Origin of the sequence: Paenibacillus doosanensis, assembly GCF_025060755.1 — a bacterium.
In the GTDB taxonomy this organism is placed as follows: domain Bacteria; phylum Bacillota; class Bacilli; order Paenibacillales; family NBRC-103111; genus Paenibacillus_S; species Paenibacillus_S doosanensis.
The window spans coordinates 191,762-209,200 of the sequence record NZ_JANYUY010000003.1 but is presented as its reverse complement, the minus strand read 5'-3'; the positions used below and the strand labels follow the sequence as shown (position 1 = coordinate 209,200).

13 protein-coding genes are annotated in these 17,439 nt (G+C 56.1%); 2 read left to right on the top strand and 11 right to left on the bottom strand.

Going from position 1 to position 17,439, the window contains the following annotated elements; all coding sequences use genetic code 11:
• Positions 1-25: 25 nt before the first annotated feature.
• The 3 genes from N0M98_RS04765 to N0M98_RS04755 all read right to left on the bottom strand — a co-directional run bounded on the left by N0M98_RS04765 (position 26) and on the right by N0M98_RS04755 (position 5,792).
• Positions 26-1,924: a bifunctional homocysteine S-methyltransferase/methylenetetrahydrofolate reductase gene (locus N0M98_RS04765; protein WP_259617082.1), complete on the bottom strand. Its 1,899-nt coding sequence runs from the start codon at positions 1,922-1,924 to the stop codon at positions 26-28.
• 35 nt (positions 1,925-1,959) lie between these two features.
• Positions 1,960-2,829 (bottom strand): diaminopimelate epimerase, encoded by an 870-nt coding sequence (gene dapF, locus N0M98_RS04760; protein ID WP_259617081.1) that lies wholly within the window; start codon positions 2,827-2,829, stop codon positions 1,960-1,962.
• 176 nt (positions 2,830-3,005) lie between these two features.
• Complete coding sequence (locus N0M98_RS04755; RefSeq protein WP_249862717.1) at positions 3,006-5,792, bottom strand: calcium-translocating P-type ATPase, SERCA-type; 2,787 nt, start codon at positions 5,790-5,792, stop codon at positions 3,006-3,008.
• Between the two features lie 224 nt (positions 5,793-6,016).
• Here N0M98_RS04755 and N0M98_RS04750 point away from each other — a divergent pair, with 224 nt between their 5' ends.
• Positions 6,017-7,813 (top strand): Rqc2 family fibronectin-binding protein, encoded by a 1,797-nt coding sequence (locus N0M98_RS04750; RefSeq protein WP_259617080.1) that lies wholly within the window; start codon positions 6,017-6,019, stop codon positions 7,811-7,813.
• A 198-nt stretch (positions 7,814-8,011) separates the two neighbouring features.
• On the opposite strand, the gene galU is transcribed toward N0M98_RS04750, so the two are convergent.
• The 5 genes from galU to N0M98_RS04725 all read right to left on the bottom strand — a co-directional run bounded on the left by galU (position 8,012) and on the right by N0M98_RS04725 (position 11,894).
• Positions 8,012-8,893, bottom strand: coding sequence for a UTP--glucose-1-phosphate uridylyltransferase GalU (galU, locus tag N0M98_RS04745; protein ID WP_249862716.1), 882 nt, complete (start codon positions 8,891-8,893; stop codon positions 8,012-8,014).
• Positions 8,890-9,738 (bottom strand): PHP domain-containing protein, encoded by an 849-nt coding sequence (locus tag N0M98_RS04740; protein ID WP_249862715.1) that lies wholly within the window; start codon positions 9,736-9,738, stop codon positions 8,890-8,892. The genes galU and N0M98_RS04740 overlap by 4 nt, the downstream gene beginning before the upstream one ends.
• Positions 9,739-9,825: 87 nt before the next feature.
• Entirely contained in the window at positions 9,826-10,737 is a 912-nt protein-coding gene (locus N0M98_RS04735; RefSeq protein WP_249862714.1) for a selenium metabolism-associated LysR family transcriptional regulator, read from the bottom strand.
• Positions 10,738-10,927: 190 nt separating this feature from the next.
• Positions 10,928-11,365 carry a hypothetical protein gene (locus tag N0M98_RS04730; RefSeq protein ID WP_259617079.1) on the bottom strand — a complete coding sequence of 146 codons (438 nt, stop codon included), beginning with the start codon at positions 11,363-11,365 and terminating at the stop codon, positions 10,928-10,930.
• Between the two features lie 262 nt (positions 11,366-11,627).
• Entirely contained in the window at positions 11,628-11,894 is a 267-nt protein-coding gene (locus N0M98_RS04725; protein ID WP_249862712.1) for a YlbG family protein, read from the bottom strand.
• A gap of 48 nt (positions 11,895-11,942) precedes the next feature.
• On the opposite strand from N0M98_RS04725, the gene N0M98_RS04720 reads away from it, so the two are divergent.
• Positions 11,943-12,962 (top strand): asparaginase, encoded by a 1,020-nt coding sequence (locus tag N0M98_RS04720; RefSeq protein ID WP_259617078.1) that lies wholly within the window; start codon positions 11,943-11,945, stop codon positions 12,960-12,962.
• 1 nt (position 12,963) lies between these two features.
• Here N0M98_RS04720 and N0M98_RS04715 read toward each other — a convergent pair whose 3' ends face one another.
• The 3 genes from N0M98_RS04715 to N0M98_RS04705 all read right to left on the bottom strand — a co-directional run bounded on the left by N0M98_RS04715 (position 12,964) and on the right by N0M98_RS04705 (position 17,313).
• Positions 12,964-13,416: a YlbF/YmcA family competence regulator gene (locus N0M98_RS04715; RefSeq protein WP_249862710.1), complete on the bottom strand. Its 453-nt coding sequence runs from the start codon at positions 13,414-13,416 to the stop codon at positions 12,964-12,966.
• A gap of 79 nt (positions 13,417-13,495) precedes the next feature.
• Complete coding sequence (locus N0M98_RS04710) at positions 13,496-15,517, bottom strand: helicase-associated domain-containing protein (RefSeq protein ID WP_259617077.1); 2,022 nt, start codon at positions 15,515-15,517, stop codon at positions 13,496-13,498.
• A complete protein-coding gene (locus tag N0M98_RS04705; protein ID WP_375295440.1) occupies positions 15,514-17,313 on the bottom strand; it encodes a DNA repair helicase XPB in 1,800 nt (599 codons plus the stop codon). The genes N0M98_RS04710 and N0M98_RS04705 overlap by 4 nt, the downstream gene beginning before the upstream one ends.
• Positions 17,314-17,439 lie beyond the last annotated feature (126 nt).

Below are 17,439 nucleotides of genomic sequence, written 5' to 3'. Positions count from 1 at the left end.
CATTATTCTATATTAATTCATTTTGTCAATGGGTACAAGTGGGAATAGATCTGCCCGCCTTCTCCCATACGTAATTGGTCAGTTGAACCGTCATATCGTAGGACAGGAACGGCGTCATCAAGTAGATGCCGTTGAAATATTTCATCGCCGTATCGAGCAGCTCCTTGGCGATCTGCACGCCGGCTGCCCGGCCTTCCTCGCCTTTCAGGTCGCCCATCCGCCGGCGCACTTCGTCCGACAGCTGTATGCCGGGCACTTCGTTGTGCAAATACGTCGCGTTGCCTCCGCTCGCAAGCGGCATAATACCGATAAAAATAGGAATGGATAAGTGCTTCGTCGCTTCATGGATCTTTTCAATCAGCTCGGCGTTATACACCGGCTGCGTCATAATATAGTCCGCTCCCGCTTCGATTTTGCGCTCTAAGCGCTGAACGGCCTTCTCCAAATATTTGACGTTCGGGTTAAACGCCGCGCCTACGATAAAATCGGCCTTCTTCTTCAGCGTCTTTCCGGAGAAAGCAATTCCTTCATTCAACTGCTTGATCATACGGATGATTTCGAAAGAAGTCAAGTCATAAACCGAGCTGGACCCGGGCAAATCTCCGAAACGCGCCGGATCGCCGGTTACGGCCAGCACATGGTCGATGCCGAGAGCATGCAGTCCCATCATATGCGACTGCGTCCCGATCATGTTACGGTCGCGGCAGGCAATATGAATGAGCGGGCGAAGCCCCGTCTGCTCCTTGACCAGATAGCCGAGCGCCAAATTGCTCATTCTGGTGACGGCCAGCGAATTATCCGCCATCGTCAGCGCGTCCACATGCGCATCCTTGAGCGCGCGCGCCCCTTGCATAAACCTCTCAATATCCAGATCGCGCGGCGGATCGAGCTCCACAATGACCGTATGCCGCTGCTTCACCAGATCGATGATGCTCGGTTCTGCGAAATCGGCCCCTTGCCCGGCCGCTCCTTGCTGCGGGTCGGCCGCGGCTTCGCTCACGACGGCCGCTTTCGCTTCCGACGATTGCAGCAGATCCACCCGGGTCGCATCCGGCTGATAGCCCTGCAGCGCCTCGGCAATCGCAGCTACGTGCTCAGGCGTCGTGCCGCAGCAGCCTCCGATGATCCGCGCGCCGAGATCGGCGAACTTGAGCGAGGTCTCGGCAAAATATTGCGGCGTCGCCGCATAAGTGAACCGTCCGTCCACATAGTCCGGCGTTCCTGCATTGGGAAAAACGGAAAACGGCAGCGGAGCGTCCATTCCCGCGACTCTCTCCAGGGAACGCAGAAGCCCGTTCGGGCCGCTGCGGCAGTTAAAGCCTACGACGTCGGCCCCGGCTTGCTGCAGCTTCGCGAACGCCTCCTGCAAGGAAAATCCGTCGTGAGTCGTGCCCGTGCCTTCCGTGGCAAACTGGCAAATGACCGGAATGTCGCCCAACTTGCGGATCACCTTCAAGGCCAGCAGCATTTCCTCCAAATCATAGAACGACTCCAGCATTAAGCCGTCTACGTCGGTGCCCAGCAGCACTTCGATTTGCTGCCGCAAGTCTTCCTTAACTTTGGCCGTGCGCACGTTTTTTCGCTTGCCTGCGCGAATGGAGCCGATGGCTCCGACGATGTAGGCGTCATGCCCTACCGCCTTGCGGGCCAGCTCGACGCCGGCAACGTTAATCGCCTCCACATCCTGCTCCAAGCCGTACTTCGACAGCTTCTCGCGGTTGGCGGAAAAAGTATTCGTCTCTATAATACGCGCCCCCGCCTCATAATAACGGCGATGAACGTCCATAATCACATCCGGCTGAAGCAGATTCAGCTCTTCATACGAGATGCCTACCGGAAAGCCCATCTGATACAAATATGTCCCCATAGCTCCGTCGCCGACCAAAATATGCTGACGGAGCGCTTCTCTCAAGTCCAGTTTCATTTCTTCCGCCTCGCCCTTCCCATGAAAAAATACCTTTAATCCTGAATCCGTCTCGTCCGCCCCGGAAGCGACAGCTGACCTTCGAACACCTGCTCGGCAGGGCCTGTCATATACACATGGTTGTCCGCTTCGTTCCATTCGATGAACAGATCGCCGCCTTTAAGCGAAACGGTCGCGGACCGCTCCGATTTGCCGTTCAGCACCGAAGCTACCAGCGTTGCGCATGCTCCCGTGCCGCAGGCAAGCGTCGGTCCGGCGCCGCGTTCCCAGACGCGCATATCCATAGCTTGCGGCGATTTTACCGTGACGAATTCCACGTTGACTCTGCGCGGAAACAGCGGATGCACTTCCAGCTTCGGCCCCCACGTCCCGAGGTCGAAATGGGCCGCGTCGTCTACATAGATGACGCAGTGCGGGTTGCCCATCGACACCGCCGTAAACTGAAACTGTCTGCCGTCCACCTCGATCGGGTGGTTCAGCACCTGATCCAAATCGACGGTCGTCGGCACTTCGGTTCCGCGCAAAATCGGTTCTCCCATATCGACGCGAACCGCCGTCACGCGGCCGCTCTCGACCGTCAGCTGGACCTTTTGCGCCCCGGCTCCGATCGTTTCGACGGTAAGCTCCTTGCGGGATGCTTCCACCATGCCGTACTCATAAATGTATTTGGCGACGCAGCGCACCGCGTTGCCGCACTGCTCCGACTCGGAGCCGTCCGAATTAATAATGCGCATTTTGTAATCGGCTTTCTCCGATGGCAATATATATACCAAGCCGTCCGCTCCGATGCCGAAATAACGGTCGCACAGCCGGACCGCAAGCTCGCTTGCGCCGGCCGGCAGCTCTTTTTTCCCCGCGACGACGATAAAATCATTTCCCAAACCATGCATTTTCGTAAAGTTCATAACGCTTCTCTCCCCTGATCTCCGACCTGCTGCCGCATTCTTTTGGTTTAGCCAATATCATAACGCAAAACCGGGCAAATGCATAGTTTATCCGGGTAATTTTATCGTAAATCGGGCGGAAATGCAAAAGAATCCGGCCTGCGGGCAGTTCTCCCGCAAACCGGATGTGCGAACGTTTATCTGGCGGCAGGCTTGGCGCTGCCGTAACGCATCGTTTTTCGTTTGGACGGCTTGCTCATGACGCTGCCGAAGCCCATGAAGAATGTCGGAATGCCGGCAAAGACGAGCACGATAATCCAGTCCTTCCAATCGAGCGGAACCGTTTTGAAAATCGGACGCAGCTGCTCGATATACAATACCGCAAGCATAAGCACGAGAGACGAGATGACCGCCAGCACCAAGTACATGTTTTGCAGCGGATTGCGGTGGAAGATCGAGCGGGAGCTGCGGCAGTCGAATACGTGAATCAGCTGCGCCATAACCAGCGTGGCGAACGCGACGGTTTGCGCCTTCGTCAGCACCGACTCGTCGGAGGCTCCTCCCTGATGCAGCATAATGACGAACGCCGCAAGCGTACACAGCCCGATCAGAATGCCGCGGCTTATAATTTTCCAGCCGAGCCGGCGGGCAAAAATATTTTCGCGCGCTCCGCGCGGCTTCTGCTGCATCAAATCCTTTTCGGCCTGATCGATTCCGAGCGCCATCGCCGGCAAGCCGTCCGTCACCAGATTGACCCACAAAATCTGGATCGGCACCAGCGGAAGAGGCAGACCGGCCATCATGGCCAGAAACATCGTCATGATTTCGCCTACGTTTGAAGCGAGCAAATATCGGATAAATTTGCGGATGTTCTCGTAAATGCCGCGCCCTTCCTCTATCGCCGCTACAATAGTGGCAAAATTATCGTCGCTGAGCACAAGCGCCGAAGCTTCCTTGGAAACGTCGGTTCCGCTGATGCCCATCGCAATGCCGATATCAGCCGCCTTAATAGCGGGAGCGTCGTTGACGCCGTCGCCGGTCATCGCCACGACATGGCCCTTGCGCTGCAATGCCTTGACGATTCTAAGCTTATGCTCGGGCGATACCCGGGCATATACGTACGCATTCTCTACGCTGCCGTCCAGATCGTCCTCGCTCATCTGGCTCAGCTGCTGGCCGTTCAACGCCATCCCGCCGTTTGGCGGCATAATGCCGAGCTGCTTTGCGATGGCTTCCGCGGTCGATTGATGATCGCCCGTAATCATGACGGTCTTAATGCCGGCTTTGCGGCATTTCGAGATCGCTTCGCGGACTTCTTTGCGCGGCGGGTCGATCATGCCCGTCAGCCCGACGAAGATCAGATTGTTCTCCACTTGCTCTTCGGCGTCGCAACGCTCGGCCGCCTTCACGTCGCGATAGGCGAGGCCCAGCACGCGAAGCGCGTTTTTCGCCATCCCTTCGTTGGCCGCAAGCACACGCTGCTTCAGCGTCGGCGTAAACGGAATGACGCGGTCGTCCCACAGCACGTAGCTGCACTGCTGCAGAAGGACGTCGGGCGCCCCTTTGGTGCAGACCATGCGCCCGCCCTGATGCTCCACCAGCACCGACATCCGCTTGCGTTCCGAGTCAAAAGGATACTCGCTCAACCTGCGGTACAGCCCTTCGAGCGATTGGTGAGTCATGCCCGCCTTGGCGCCCAGTACCACAAGCGCTCCCTCCGTGGGATCGCCTTTGATGCTCCACTGCGTCTCCGGCTGCTCGTCAGGCAGCTTCTTGCGCTTGGAATCCGTTCTCTCCTCCACCAGCACGGCGTTATTGCACAATACGGACACCTGCAGCAGCCGCCGCAGCATTTGATTTTTGCGCAGATCGACATGACTCCCGCGGTCCAAAATCTCTCCGTGCGGATCGTAACCGTCGCCCGTCACTTCCATCACATTGCCGCCGACCCATAAATGCGTGACCGTCATTTTATTTTGCGTCAAAGTGCCTGTCTTGTCGGAGCAGATGACCGAGGCGCAGCCTAGCGTCTCCACCGAAGGCAGCTTGCGCACGATCGCCTTGCGCTGAATCATCCGCTGCACCCCAAGCGCGAGCGCGATGGTGACAATTGCCGGAAGCCCTTCGGGGATCGCGGCTACCGCCAAGCTGACGCCGGCCAAAAACATGCCGTACGGCTCTTGTCCGTGAACGATCCCGGCGATAACCACGACGACGGTCAAAGCCAGCGCGACGATAATCAGAATTTTACCCAGCTGTTCCAGCCGATGCTGAAGCGGCGTTTCCGTCGATTCCGTGCTTTGAATCAAATCGGCGATTTTGCCCATTTCCGTGTTCATCCCGGTTCGCACGACGACCCCTTTGGCCGTTCCCCGGGTCACCATCGTCCCCATAAAGCCGAGATTGCGTTGGTCCCCGAGCGGCACCTCGTCGCCTGAAAGCGGCTCTGTGTGCTTGCCGACAGGTACGGATTCCCCGGTCAAAGCGGATTCTTCCACATATAAGCCGTTCGCCTCGACAAACCGCAGATCCGCCGGAATCCGATCTCCGCTCTCGATCAGAATCACATCGCCCGGCACGAGCTCCCGTGCGGGAATGAGCTCGATGGCGCCCTGCCGAAGCACTTTGGCATTAGGGGCGGACAGCTCCTTCAAAGCGCGCAGCGACCGCTCCGCCCGAAATTCCTGAATGAAGCCGAGAATCCCGTTCATAATAATGATCGCAATGATCGTAATTGCGTCCAGGTATTCGCCCAGAAGCCCGGAAATTAACGTCGCTCCCATCAGAACCAGCACCATAAAATCTTTGAACTGGTTTAGAAAAAGGGCTAGCGGCGATATTTTTTTTCCTTCGGATAATTCATTGCGCCCGTGCTCCGCCAAACGCTTCTCCGCCTCTTCTGAAGAGAGTCCCGTTGACGGTTCGGTCCTTTGCGACTGCACAATGTCCTCTGCCGTCATTTGATACCACATCTTGTGACTCATCTGCTTATTCCCTCCCAAAAGGTTGTACCAAAAGGTTGTTCTGATTCCGCCATGTTAAAGCGCCGCCATGGGGACAGCCTCTTTTAGTAAATGTATTCAGACAAGCCGCAAAATAGCACCAAAGGAAATGCCGCTTAAGTTTTTGCCGAAAATATGGCATGATAGTAGAGGGGTTTTCCCGCTAGCTCATCATCCTTGATTTTTTGAATGGAGTTGTCATTGAAATGTCGTTAGACGGACTGGTCGTCCGCAGCCTCGTGCAGCAGTTGCAGAGCTGCGTCGGCGGCCGAATCAATAAAGTGCATATGCCTTCGGAGCACGATATCGTGCTGCAGCTGCGGGCTCAAGGCAGCAACTTGAAGCTTCTGCTTTCGGCGAACCCGACATATCCGCGGGTCCATTATACGGAGCAAAACTTTCTGAACCCGATGGAGGCTCCGATGTTCTGCATGCTTCTGCGCAAGCATTGCGAGAGCGGCATCATCGAGAGCGTCTCCCAGCCAGGGCTGGAGAGAGTGATCCACATGCAAATCCGGCAGCGCGACGAGCTCGGGGATTTAAGCAGCAAAGTCATTGTGATCGAAATCATGGGCCGCCACAGCAATATTATTCTGACCGATCCCGCCACAGGAACGATTATCGACGGCATTCATCACGTCACGCCGGCGATCAGCAGCTACCGGATCGTCATGCCGGGAAGCCGTTACGTCGCCCCTCCGGAGCAGCATAAGGCCCAGCCTTTCGAGCTCGATAAGGAGCGCTTCGTCGCTCTGCTCGCTTCTCCGGCACCCTGCGCCGATGAGGAGCCGAAGCAGGAGGGCGCGGCGGTTCGCGAAGAAACGTGGGAGCAGCGGATCGTAAACCGGCTGAGCGGCATCAGTCCGCTGGTCGCCAAGGAATTGGTCCATCGCTGCCAGCCTCCGCTGCTCGTGGCCCGTACGCCCGAAGATAACGCGGCTATCTTATGGGAGCCGTTTCGTTCCGTTACGGAGCAGCTGCGGCAAGGAAACGCGCAGCCGAACATTTGCGAGCTCAAGGAATCGGGCAAAGCCTATTTCTCCGTGATTGAGCTGACCCATTTGGAAGGAGCGGTGACAAGCTATGCCACCGTGAGCGAATGTCTGGAAGCTTTTTACGGCGATAAGGCGGAGCGGGATACCGTTAAACAGCGGGTGTCCGATCTGCTCCGCTTCTTGCAGAACGAGCGCGGCAAAAACGCGAAGAAGCTGGAGAAGCTGCAGGAAACGCTGGAGGAAGGACAAGATGCGGATAAATTCCGCATTTTGGGCGAGCTGCTCACCGCCTCTTTGCATCAGATTCAAAAGGGAGATACTACGATCGAAGTGATTAACTATTACGACGAGGAGCAGCGCCCTATAAACATCGCGCTCGATCCGCTGCTCACCGCCTCGGAAAACGCCCAACGCTACTTCAAAAAGTATACGAAGAGCAAAAACAGCTTGATTGCGGTGCGGGAGCAGATGGAGCATACGCATGAAGAAATCCGTTATTTGGACAATTTGCTTCAGCAGCTTGGTACGGCCTCGCTGAGCGACATTGAAGAAATCCGCGAGGAGCTTGTCGAGCAGGGCTATATCCGCGACCGCAGCAAGAAGACGAAGAAGAAAAAGGCAAACCAGAAGCCGGTTCTCTCCTGCTTCACTTCGAGCGAAGGGATTCCGATCTACGTCGGAAAAAACAATACGCAAAACGAATACTTGACCAATCGTCTGGCCCATTCCGCCGATACATGGCTGCACACGAAGGACATTCCGGGCTCGCATGTCGTCATCCGCAGCCAGCAGTTCGGCGAGCAGACGCTGCTGGAAGCCGCCCGTTTGGCCGCCTATTTCAGCCAAGCCAAGGAATCGAGCCAAGTGCCGGTCGACTATACGCAGATCAGGCATGTCCGCAAGCCTAACGGCGCCAAGCCGGGCTTCGTCATCTACGATCATCAGAAGACGCTGTTCGTCACCCCCGACGTCGACGCGATCAAGCGGATGCCGGCGGCGGTCAAATGACGAGCGGCGCTCGTCCCTAACCTTTTCACAAAAAATCCGCAGCAACACAAAAAAACCGGAAGACTTTCTTTCCGGTTTTTTCGCCGTTTCGAATGAGTCCGGCTTTCCCTCAACAATGTGGAGCTTGGCCGGCGTATTCAACGCTTCGAATAGGTTCAATAAGCGTCTGTACGCTCGGCAAGCACGAATATCGCCGTTCTACCAGCTCCCGCGCCAAGGCTCGGTCAGCTGTCGCAAATAAGCTTTCAGCGCGCCCTGAAGATCCTCTCTCTCCAGAGCCAATTCGATCGTCGCTTCGATATAACCGAGCTTGTCGCCCACATCGTACCGTTTGCCCTGAAGCGGATACACGACCATCTGCCGTTCCTTGTTCAATACCCGCAGCGCGTCCGTCAACTGAATCTCGCCGCCCCTGCCCGGCTCCAAACGCTCCAAAATCCCGAAAATTTCCGGCGTAATGATATACCGTCCGATGACGGCCAGATTGGAGGGCGCCTGATCCCGGTCGGGCTTTTCGATCAAATCGTCGATAAGCCGATGCGAGCCCGATACCGCGGCCGGCGATACGATACCGTACTTGTCGACTTCCTCCCACGGTACTTCCTGCGTGGCGATAACGGGTCTCTCCGTTGCGTCGAACAAGTCGATCATTTGTTTCAGACAAGGCGGCTCCGCCTGGATGATATCGTCCCCGAGCAGCACGGCGAACGGTTCGTTGCCGATAAATTTCTTGGCGCACAGCACGGCATGACCGAGACCGAGCGGCTGCTTCTGCCGGATATAATGGACGTCCGCCAAATTCGACACTTCGCGCACCATACTCAGCAGCTCCTGATTTCCTTTCTCTTCCAGCATCATTTCCAGCTCGACCGATTTGTCAAAATGATCCTCGATCGCCCGTTTGCTGCGTCCGGTGACGATCATAATATCTTCGATTCCCGAAGCTATCGCTTCTTCAACGATATATTGAATAGCGGGCTTATCGACAATCGGCAGCATTTCCTTAGGCTGCGCCTTGGTCGCTGGCAAAAAACGGGTCCCTAGCCCTGCCGCGGGAATAATCGCTTTGCGGACATTCATAAATCTCTCCTCCTTGCCGACTCTAGCCGCTCCAAGACGGAGACGTCGATTTTTCTTGCCCCGACAGGCGCGTGAAACACGACGCCTCCCCGTTCTCCGTGAAAATCGGAGCCGGCGGTAACGATCAGATTAAGCCGTTCGGCGATCTGCCGGTAATGCTCCTCCTGCTGCGGCGTATGGTCGGAATGATATGCTTCCAGGCCGGCGAGCCCTTGTCCCGCCAGCTCTTCTATAAGCTCATCCTGGTCGTACAGTCCCGGGTGCGCAAGCACCGGAACGCCTCCGCTCTCCAGAATCCACTGCACCGCAACAGCCGGACCGATGCGCGGGGGATTGACGTAAGCCGCTCCGTCCGCGCCCAGATAACGGTCGAACGCTTCTTTCATATCGGCGACATAGCCTTTGCGCACAAGCGCGTCGGCGATATGCGGCCTGCCGATGGTCTCGCCGTCTTTCTTCGAAACCTGCAAAGACGCGACGACATCTTCCATTGAAATGTCCAGACCGAGCTCGTTCAGCCGCTGCAGCATCATCACGTTGCGCCGGTCGCGAACGTCCCTGATCTCCGCCAGGCGCCGCAAAAATCGTTCGTCCTCAGGGTTGACGTAATACCCCAGCACATGAATATCCCGGCCCTTCGACATCGTGCTGACTTCCACTCCGGGCACCACTTCGACTCCGTAACGCAGGCCCGCTTCGAGCGCTTCCGCCACGCCCGCCACCGTATCGTGATCGGTGATCGCAATGGCGGCAAGCCCTGCTTCCGCGGCCAATCTTACGTTGTCGGACGGCGCTTGCGTCCCGTCCGAAGCAAGCGTATGGGTATGTAAATCGGCATACTTCATGTTCCGCTTCTCTCCTTTGTCTAACGAACCTGGATTCATGCCGCGTTCAACTCTATGCGCGGATTTTGCGTATCATTTCCTATATTATTATAGCCACTGGCTTAAATCGCGCTCGCGAAGAAACGAGACGAACGTTACCGCGGAAATCGGCAAAATGGTCGAGTTCAAATAAATCGCATAAAAGCTCCGCGAGAAGCGGATTCCTTCGATGTCTTTGACTTGAAGCACGCCGAGCGCCGCTTCATGCTTGACCGACGATTGGGATAATATCGAAATGCCGAGTCCCGCTTCCACGGCCGATTTCACCGCTCCCGTACTGCCCAGCTCCATAACGATTTTCATCTCGCCGGGATCGATGCCCGCCTTGGCCAGCTCCTCCTCCATCACTCTGCGGGTGCCGGAGCCCTGTTCCCGCAGCACGAACGAATATTGCAAAACGTCCTCAAGCTGGACGGACGGACAGGCGGACAGCGGATGCTCCTTCGGAAGAATGAGCACCAGCTCGTCGTTCATCACTGCTTCGACATGAACGTCCGGATGCTGCACCTCCGCCTCCACCAAGCCGAAATTCAGCTGATGGTTCAATACTTCCTCTAGGATTTGCCGGGTATTGATCACTTTCATACTGACCGAAATGTTCGGATATTCCTTACCGAACGGACCGAGCAGCCGCGGCAAAATATATTCTCCGACCGTCATGCTTGCGCCCAAATAGAGCCGGTCCTCCAGCATATGGGTGAATTTGGACATCCCGATATCCGTTTCCTTCATCAGATCGATGCTCCGCTTGGCGTAAGGCAGCAGCGTTCTTCCCGCTTCCGAAAGCTCGATTTTTTTGGTGGAGCGGTTAAACAGCTTCGTGCCGAAATATTCCTCCAGTGATTGCACCTGCATCGTAACTGCCGGCTGCGTCATATGAAGCGCTTGCGCCGCATGAGAAAAGCTGCCTTTTTCCGCAACGGTGTAGAAAATATGAAGCTGATGAAAATTAAGTGCCATCGCCTACCTCCAGCCTGCTTGGTAGCCCCTATTATAGCAAAGAAACGCATCCCCCAAAAGCCGCTGCCGCCATTCCTGCAAAATTCGTCTGCGGCCCGCCGTTTTCCGAGTCGTCTGTTGCCCGCATCCGCCAAAACTAAAAAGGAGCCTTCCGGTTAGCGGAACGCCCCACAATCGATTCATAAATAAACTATCTGCGTTTGCGGCTGTTTTTGATAAGCGTCATTCGGCGGGAATGTCTCAGCCAGGAGTAGTAAGATTTCAAATCTCTCAATTCGATCGTTTCGGACATGCGTCCGAGGAAAGTGACGATCACCATCCGGTGCAGCGGCGGGCAATCCGTCGCGCCGTTTATGTCACAGGGGACGAATTCAGCCACCATCACAAGATCGTCCTCCACCAAATAGACGTCTTGCCCGTTTTTGTAATAGGATTTGATCTGCCCTTCTCTGAGCCGGCTCCACAAAAAATCGCAGATGTCGTCAAACCCGGTCTTTCGGCTTTCAACTCTATCGGCCCAACGGATTCGGGCATGATTCGTGATTACGATGTCCGCAATGTTTTTGTCGCCGAGGGCAACGAAGTACGGATCGCTGTTGCTTGTACGGTGTGCTGTTTTATCCCTCATAAATCACAACCCCTCACCCAGCAAAATAGTCCTTTTCGCCTATGTACAAAATAAATGCATGTATTTCCAATTGTACTTGATTTAAAAATAGATTCCAAATAAAAAAATCTTTAGAATTTCTTTAGAAAAAAGAAAAAGCCTCCGGAAACGGAGGCTTTCTACAACTTTTTTTGCCTTAGGCAGAAATCCGTAGGAGACAAAGACGAACGCTTACGCTGTTCCAACTCTCTATCGAATCTTCGGCCACTTTTTCATCGCGCTTCTAGAGGGTGTAAAATCTTGTTTTATCAGGCATATTACTACTATATTCCGTTTTGATTTCGTTACGGTAAGAGCGTTCGACTTTTTTGACGAACGGCAGCTTCTGCAGCTGCTTGACGGTTTCCTCCAGCTTGCTCGCATGAATATATAAGGCAGCGTAATGCAGCCGCTTAGAAATAAAGTGAACGCTGCCATAACGCTCCAGTTGCTTGGTCGCGGCTTTCAAATCGCTGAACCAGACAATCAGTCCGCTTCGTTCGGTAAACATGCTATAATACCTTCTTTCTATAATGGAGATGAAAGGATGAGGTCCATCATGATGGATTCGGAAATTATGGTCGAAGCGGTCCGCGGCGCATTGACCGAAAGCGCGCATCGCGGGCATCTCGCCGTCATTGATACGGAACGCCGGTGCGTCGCGAGCGTCGGCAGCCCGCTTCACTATACGTTCGCACGCTCGGCCGCCAAGCTTCTGCAAGCGATTCCGTTATTGGAGTCGGGCGGGGCCGCGCAGTATGCGTTCGACGACCGCCAAATCGCTTTAATCTGCGCTTCCCATAACGGGGAGGATGAGCACGCCTCCTGCGTCTTGCAAACGCTGCGTGCGCTCGGTTTGGATGAATCGGCTTTGCGCTGCGGCGTTCATGAACCTTACCACCGTCCGACGGCCGACCGTCTCAAACGGGATGGCGTTCCTCTCACCCCGCTTCGCAATAACTGCTCGGGCAAGCATGCGGGCATGCTCGCTCTCTCCCTGTGGCTGCAGGCTCCCGCGCAAACGTATACATCGGCCGATCACCCGGTGCAGCGGCTTATGCTGCAGACGGTATCGGAGATGTGCGGGCTGCCAGAGGCGCAAATTACGCTTGCCGTTGACGGCTGCGGCGTCCCCGTCTTCGCCATGCCGCTTGCGGCGCTGGCTTATGCCTTCGCAAGACTCGGCTCGCCGGATTCGTTGCCCGCCCAGCGGGCGGAAGCCTGCAGGCGAATCGTAGCGGCCATCGCCGCACAGCCGTACTATGTAGCCGGCACGGGGCGGTTCGACACCCGGCTCGCCGAGGTTACCCGCGGGCGAGTCATCGGCAAGATGGGCGCCGAAGGCGTATACGCGCTGACCATCCCCGAGAGAGGCTGGGGACTCGCACTCAAAATCGAGGACGGGTCGGCCCGCGCGCTGTACCCCGCCGTGATGGAGGCGCTGATTCAGCTCGACGCTCTGCTGGATCACGAAATCGCCAGCTTAAGCGAATTTCACCGCCCTGCTGTTATAAACCGCCATGAACGCGAAGTCGGACGCCTAATTCCCGTGTTCAAGCTATCGCCCGGAATCAAATAGGTTAACCGCAGCTGGAGCAGCCGCCGGAACAGCCCCCGGTGGAGCAGCTTCCTCCTGAGGCAAGCAGCTCGTTGCCGGGCACCTTGATCGAATCCGACACGCTGCGGGCGATCATTTCCGACACGGTAAACAGAAGATCGTCCAGGCGACGCTCCGCCTCCTTGTACCGCTTGACCGACTCCAGGCTGTCGAGCTGCTCCTGAATTTGTTTGGCCTGATCGAGCGCGCTGTGATAATCGGGATGAAAATGCCCGAATCGCTGGCATTCCTCGAACAAATCCTTTTTTTTCTGAAACAGCCTCAGCAGCTCTTTCACCTGCGGGTCTTCGTCCTTAACTTTCTTCCAATATAAGTAATCGGCCGTTTCGGCCGAGCCGTTGATCATATCCCCCAAGTCATAAGCCTGCGTCAAAATGGCAGACATATCCAACGCCTGAGCTTCCATTACTGCCATAGTAGCACCTGCCTTATCCGTTTGTTTTGCATCTTGGTAGACAAGTCTATCATAACATACATTCGCCCGGTTTGTTGCATCAATATTTATCATTAATGCCAGGTAAGATGATCTTCATCTCCTGCACGTCGTCGGCAAGCCAGCAAACTTCCTGCAGCTCCGCCTGGTCAAGTCCGGTCATGCTCCATGTGCCGCGGGTTTCCTGCAGCTTGCGCGGCGCGATAAGCCGGTCTTTGCCGTTATGCCTTACCTGCAGGGCCGCTTTCCATTCCATAGCCTTCTCCACCATTTCCCTTCGCGTCGACGCGTGATAGGTCCGATAATCCTTCATCCAGCCGGTGGGAATCCCGTTCAAATCCGGATACAATTCGGCGACGTTCGGCAGCCGCTGCTCCATCTCAAAGTAGCCTATGGCATGTCGGGCGTAGATAAAACCTTTGTCCCCCGGCTCGGGCCTCCACGGTTCCTCCGGCGCCTTGCCGGAGCGAATGTTCTCCTTGCCGCCTTCTTCCTCCGCCTCGCTGGAATGAGATGCCGCTGCGGGATTGCCGCTCGATATGGCCAACTTGCCGGGCATCCAGCCCGCTTTGTCCAGGAGTCCGGTCAAGCGGTTAATCTGGTCCGGACGAACGATCCATACGCGTTCTCCTAGCTCCTCCGCGAGGCAATCGGCTGCGGCCGTCAGCTTGCGGACCGTATCGGCCGCCTCTTGGTCGCGGCAGCGCAGCAGCACCGCTTGCTCGAACTGCAGCCGACCGAACGGCTTCGCCCACTGCTCCAGCGTCAATTGCACGTTGTCGGGGAGCCCGTAATGAGCGTGATCCGCCAGAAGTCCGGCCATCTCTTCAAGACTGCGGCCGCTCTCAAGCCCCCGCTGCACACTTTCCTTGCTCAGCTTGTAAATCGAGACATGGTCGGATTTGATATGGTCGGCGAAATACGACAGCTCCCAGCGGGCGGCGAGCGTCACGTCGGACGGAACGAGCACCTCGAAATCCGGTTGGACATACCAGCGCCCTTCGCCGGCATCAACTTCGTCGGACGAAAAACCGTCTTTCCCCGGCCGGATGCGCCACCGGTAGCATGCCTTGCCAGTTGCCGTTTCTCCCTTCTCCAGCCAGCCGAACGCAATCAAAGGAAACAGCCATTGCCGCTCCAGCATATCGACGACCGCAGCGCCGTCTCCCTCGGCTGCATCCGCATGGACCAATTGATGAGCGATCAGCCACTGCAGCAGCTCCGCAGCTTGTATCCACTGGCCTTCCTGGCGCCGCTCGAGCCATAATGCGGCATGCTGCAGCCACACCGCGCCGGGGAAGGCGACAGGCTGCCAAATCCGGTATAAGACGGCCGTCTGCTCTTCTTCGCTTAAAGACAGCCAGCCGCTGACGGCGCTATCCTTAAGCGGCATTTCCTCTCCTTGCTTATCGAGCAAACCGAGCCGTGTCAAAAATTCCAAAATAACGGCGATAGAGTAAGGATACGTATCGGCATAAGCATATTTTATGCCTGTGCCTGTGAACCATTCGTCTTGCAGAGAGGACAGTTCGACCAGTTTTTGCAGCTGCCTTTTATGCAGTGCGCCGGATTTGGTGAGCCGGATCGGATGATCCCTGATAAAGACCAGCGTATGAAAAAGCTCCCTGGCAAGACCCGCTCCCCCCGTTACCGTCAGCTCCGCGGCCGTTTCTCCGCCCGAAGCCGCCGTTTCCTCCAAGAGAATCGGCTGCCATAAAGCCAGCGCGTCCGGCGACATGACGTACACATGCTCTCCCCACGATTTGCGGAACGTATAGCAAATTCCTTTTCTGAGCAGCAGCAAAAAGCCGACTTTCGCATCCGCCCCCGACATGACGGGCTGAGCCAGCTTCTCCAGCCTTGCCGCATCGAACGGCTCGCAGCCGATGCAGGAGACGATAAGCCGCAGCACTTTGCGCTCCCGCAGCGTCATTTGGTTATAAACCGTCTCCATAATCGCCGGATTCGCGAAAATTCGCTCCAGCGTCTCGCCCTGCTTCAGCCAAGGCGCATAGACGCTTTCGGCCTCGATTTGCAGGCGCAGCGTCTGCGGCATTCTAGTCAAAAAATAGGCGTGATTCATCTTGCTGCAGCCCCCTCTTCCTCCGCCCGATACGGCGGCTCTGTCCGATGCAGACCGGACGATCCTTGTACCGTTTCGTCAAGGACGCGCATCAAGCTCTTGTCCTCCCGCTTGTCCGCGGCTTCGGCCGTCCTGTCTTCAATCGTATACCGGTAGCCTTGCTCGATCAGAAACAGCTGTCGGTTCAAGGCAAAATCCTGCTCTTTCGTATCTGCGGACACAATGGAATAGAAGCTGGCCTCATTGACTTCGGCTTTCGGGCGCAGAATGCGTCCGAGCCGCTGAGCTTCCTCCTGCCGCGAGCCGAAGCTGCCTGATATTTGAATCGCTACGCTGGCATCGGGCAAATCGACGGCAAAATTGGCGACCTTGGAGACGACGATCGTCCTTAGCTCGCCGGAGCGAAACCGGCGGTACAGCTCCTCCCGTTCCTCATGGGGCATTTGCCCGTAAATAAGCGGCGCTCCGATCGCTTCAGAAACTTCTTTAAGCTGATCGAGATACTGTCCTATAACAATGATTGAATCGTCCGCATGCTTCACAAGCAGCTCCCGCACGATCCCGAGCTTGGCCGGGTTTTCGCTGGCGATACGGATTCGCTGTCTGGGCTCCGCCGTCAAATAGCGTTCTTTTTCATCATCCGGCAGGGCAATCCGAATTTCGGTGCATGTGACCGATGCGATCCAGCCTTTGCCCTCCAGCTCCTTCCACGGCATCTCATAGCGCTTCGGGCCGACCAGCGAGAATACGTCCTCCTCCCTCCCGTCCTCTCGTACCAGCGTAGCAGTAAGCCCCAGCCGCCGCGTAGCTTGAATATCGGCCGTCACGCGAAAGACGGGAGCGGGAAGCAGGTGCACTTCGTCGTACACGATCAAGCCCCAATCCCGTTTATTGAATAAATCCATATGAACGAACAAATCATCCTTCGATTTGCGGTACGTCAAAATTTGATAGGTGGCGATCGTAATCGGCTTCACGTCCTTCATCGTCCCCGTATATTCGCCGACCATCTCCTCGGTCACATCGGTTTTCTCCAATATTTCGCGCTTCCATTGGCGTACCGAAGTGCTGTTCGTCGTCAAAATAAGCGTGGCGCAGCTGAGTTTGCCCATAGCCGCAATCCCGATAATCGTCTTGCCCGCCCCGCAAGGCAGCACGAGCACTCCGCTTCCGCCCTGCATGCTTCCTTCGCGGTAGAACGAATCGACGGCCGAACGCTGATAATCGCGCAGCTGGAACGCCTTCCCGGCCGAGCCGTCCGACTTCAACCGGATCGGCAGCTCCTCGCCGCGGGAGTAACCGGCCAAATCCTCCACCGGATAACCGAGTTTGATCAGCTCCTGCTTCAGCACGCCGCGGAAGGAGGAAGAGAAGCGAAGCGTTCTTGCGTCCAACTGGCATAAACCGTAGGAGCGGAGCGATTTAAACGAAACCATCTCTTTGATCGCCTCCACATCGTCGGAGATAAGCAGCAGATCTTCGCCCATGCTCTCGATCCGGATCAGACCGTAACGCTCCACGAAGCGGCGTATGTCCTGTTTAATATGCGGCGGCACGCCGAACTTGGCATGGCGTTCCAGAAAATCGGCGATTTCCTCCGTCTTCATGCCGGCCGCGGCCGCATTCCACAGCGACAGCGCCGACATCCGGTACGTATGAATATGCTCCGGCGTTTTGACCAGATCCGCAAACCGGGACAGCCCCGCGCGGACTACGTCGAACTCGGGATGGCGCACCTCCAGCAATACGGTAAAATCACTTTGTACGATAAGCGGTCGTTTAGGATCCATCTGCATGTCCGTTCCCTCCCGAAGTTTGTCGTATTTTCTCGAATGCTCTATTCATTTTAGTATGAGGGAAAACAGGAAAAATTAAACATCGCCTTCATTATGAAACGATAAAAAGGGAGCGGCTCGGCTGAG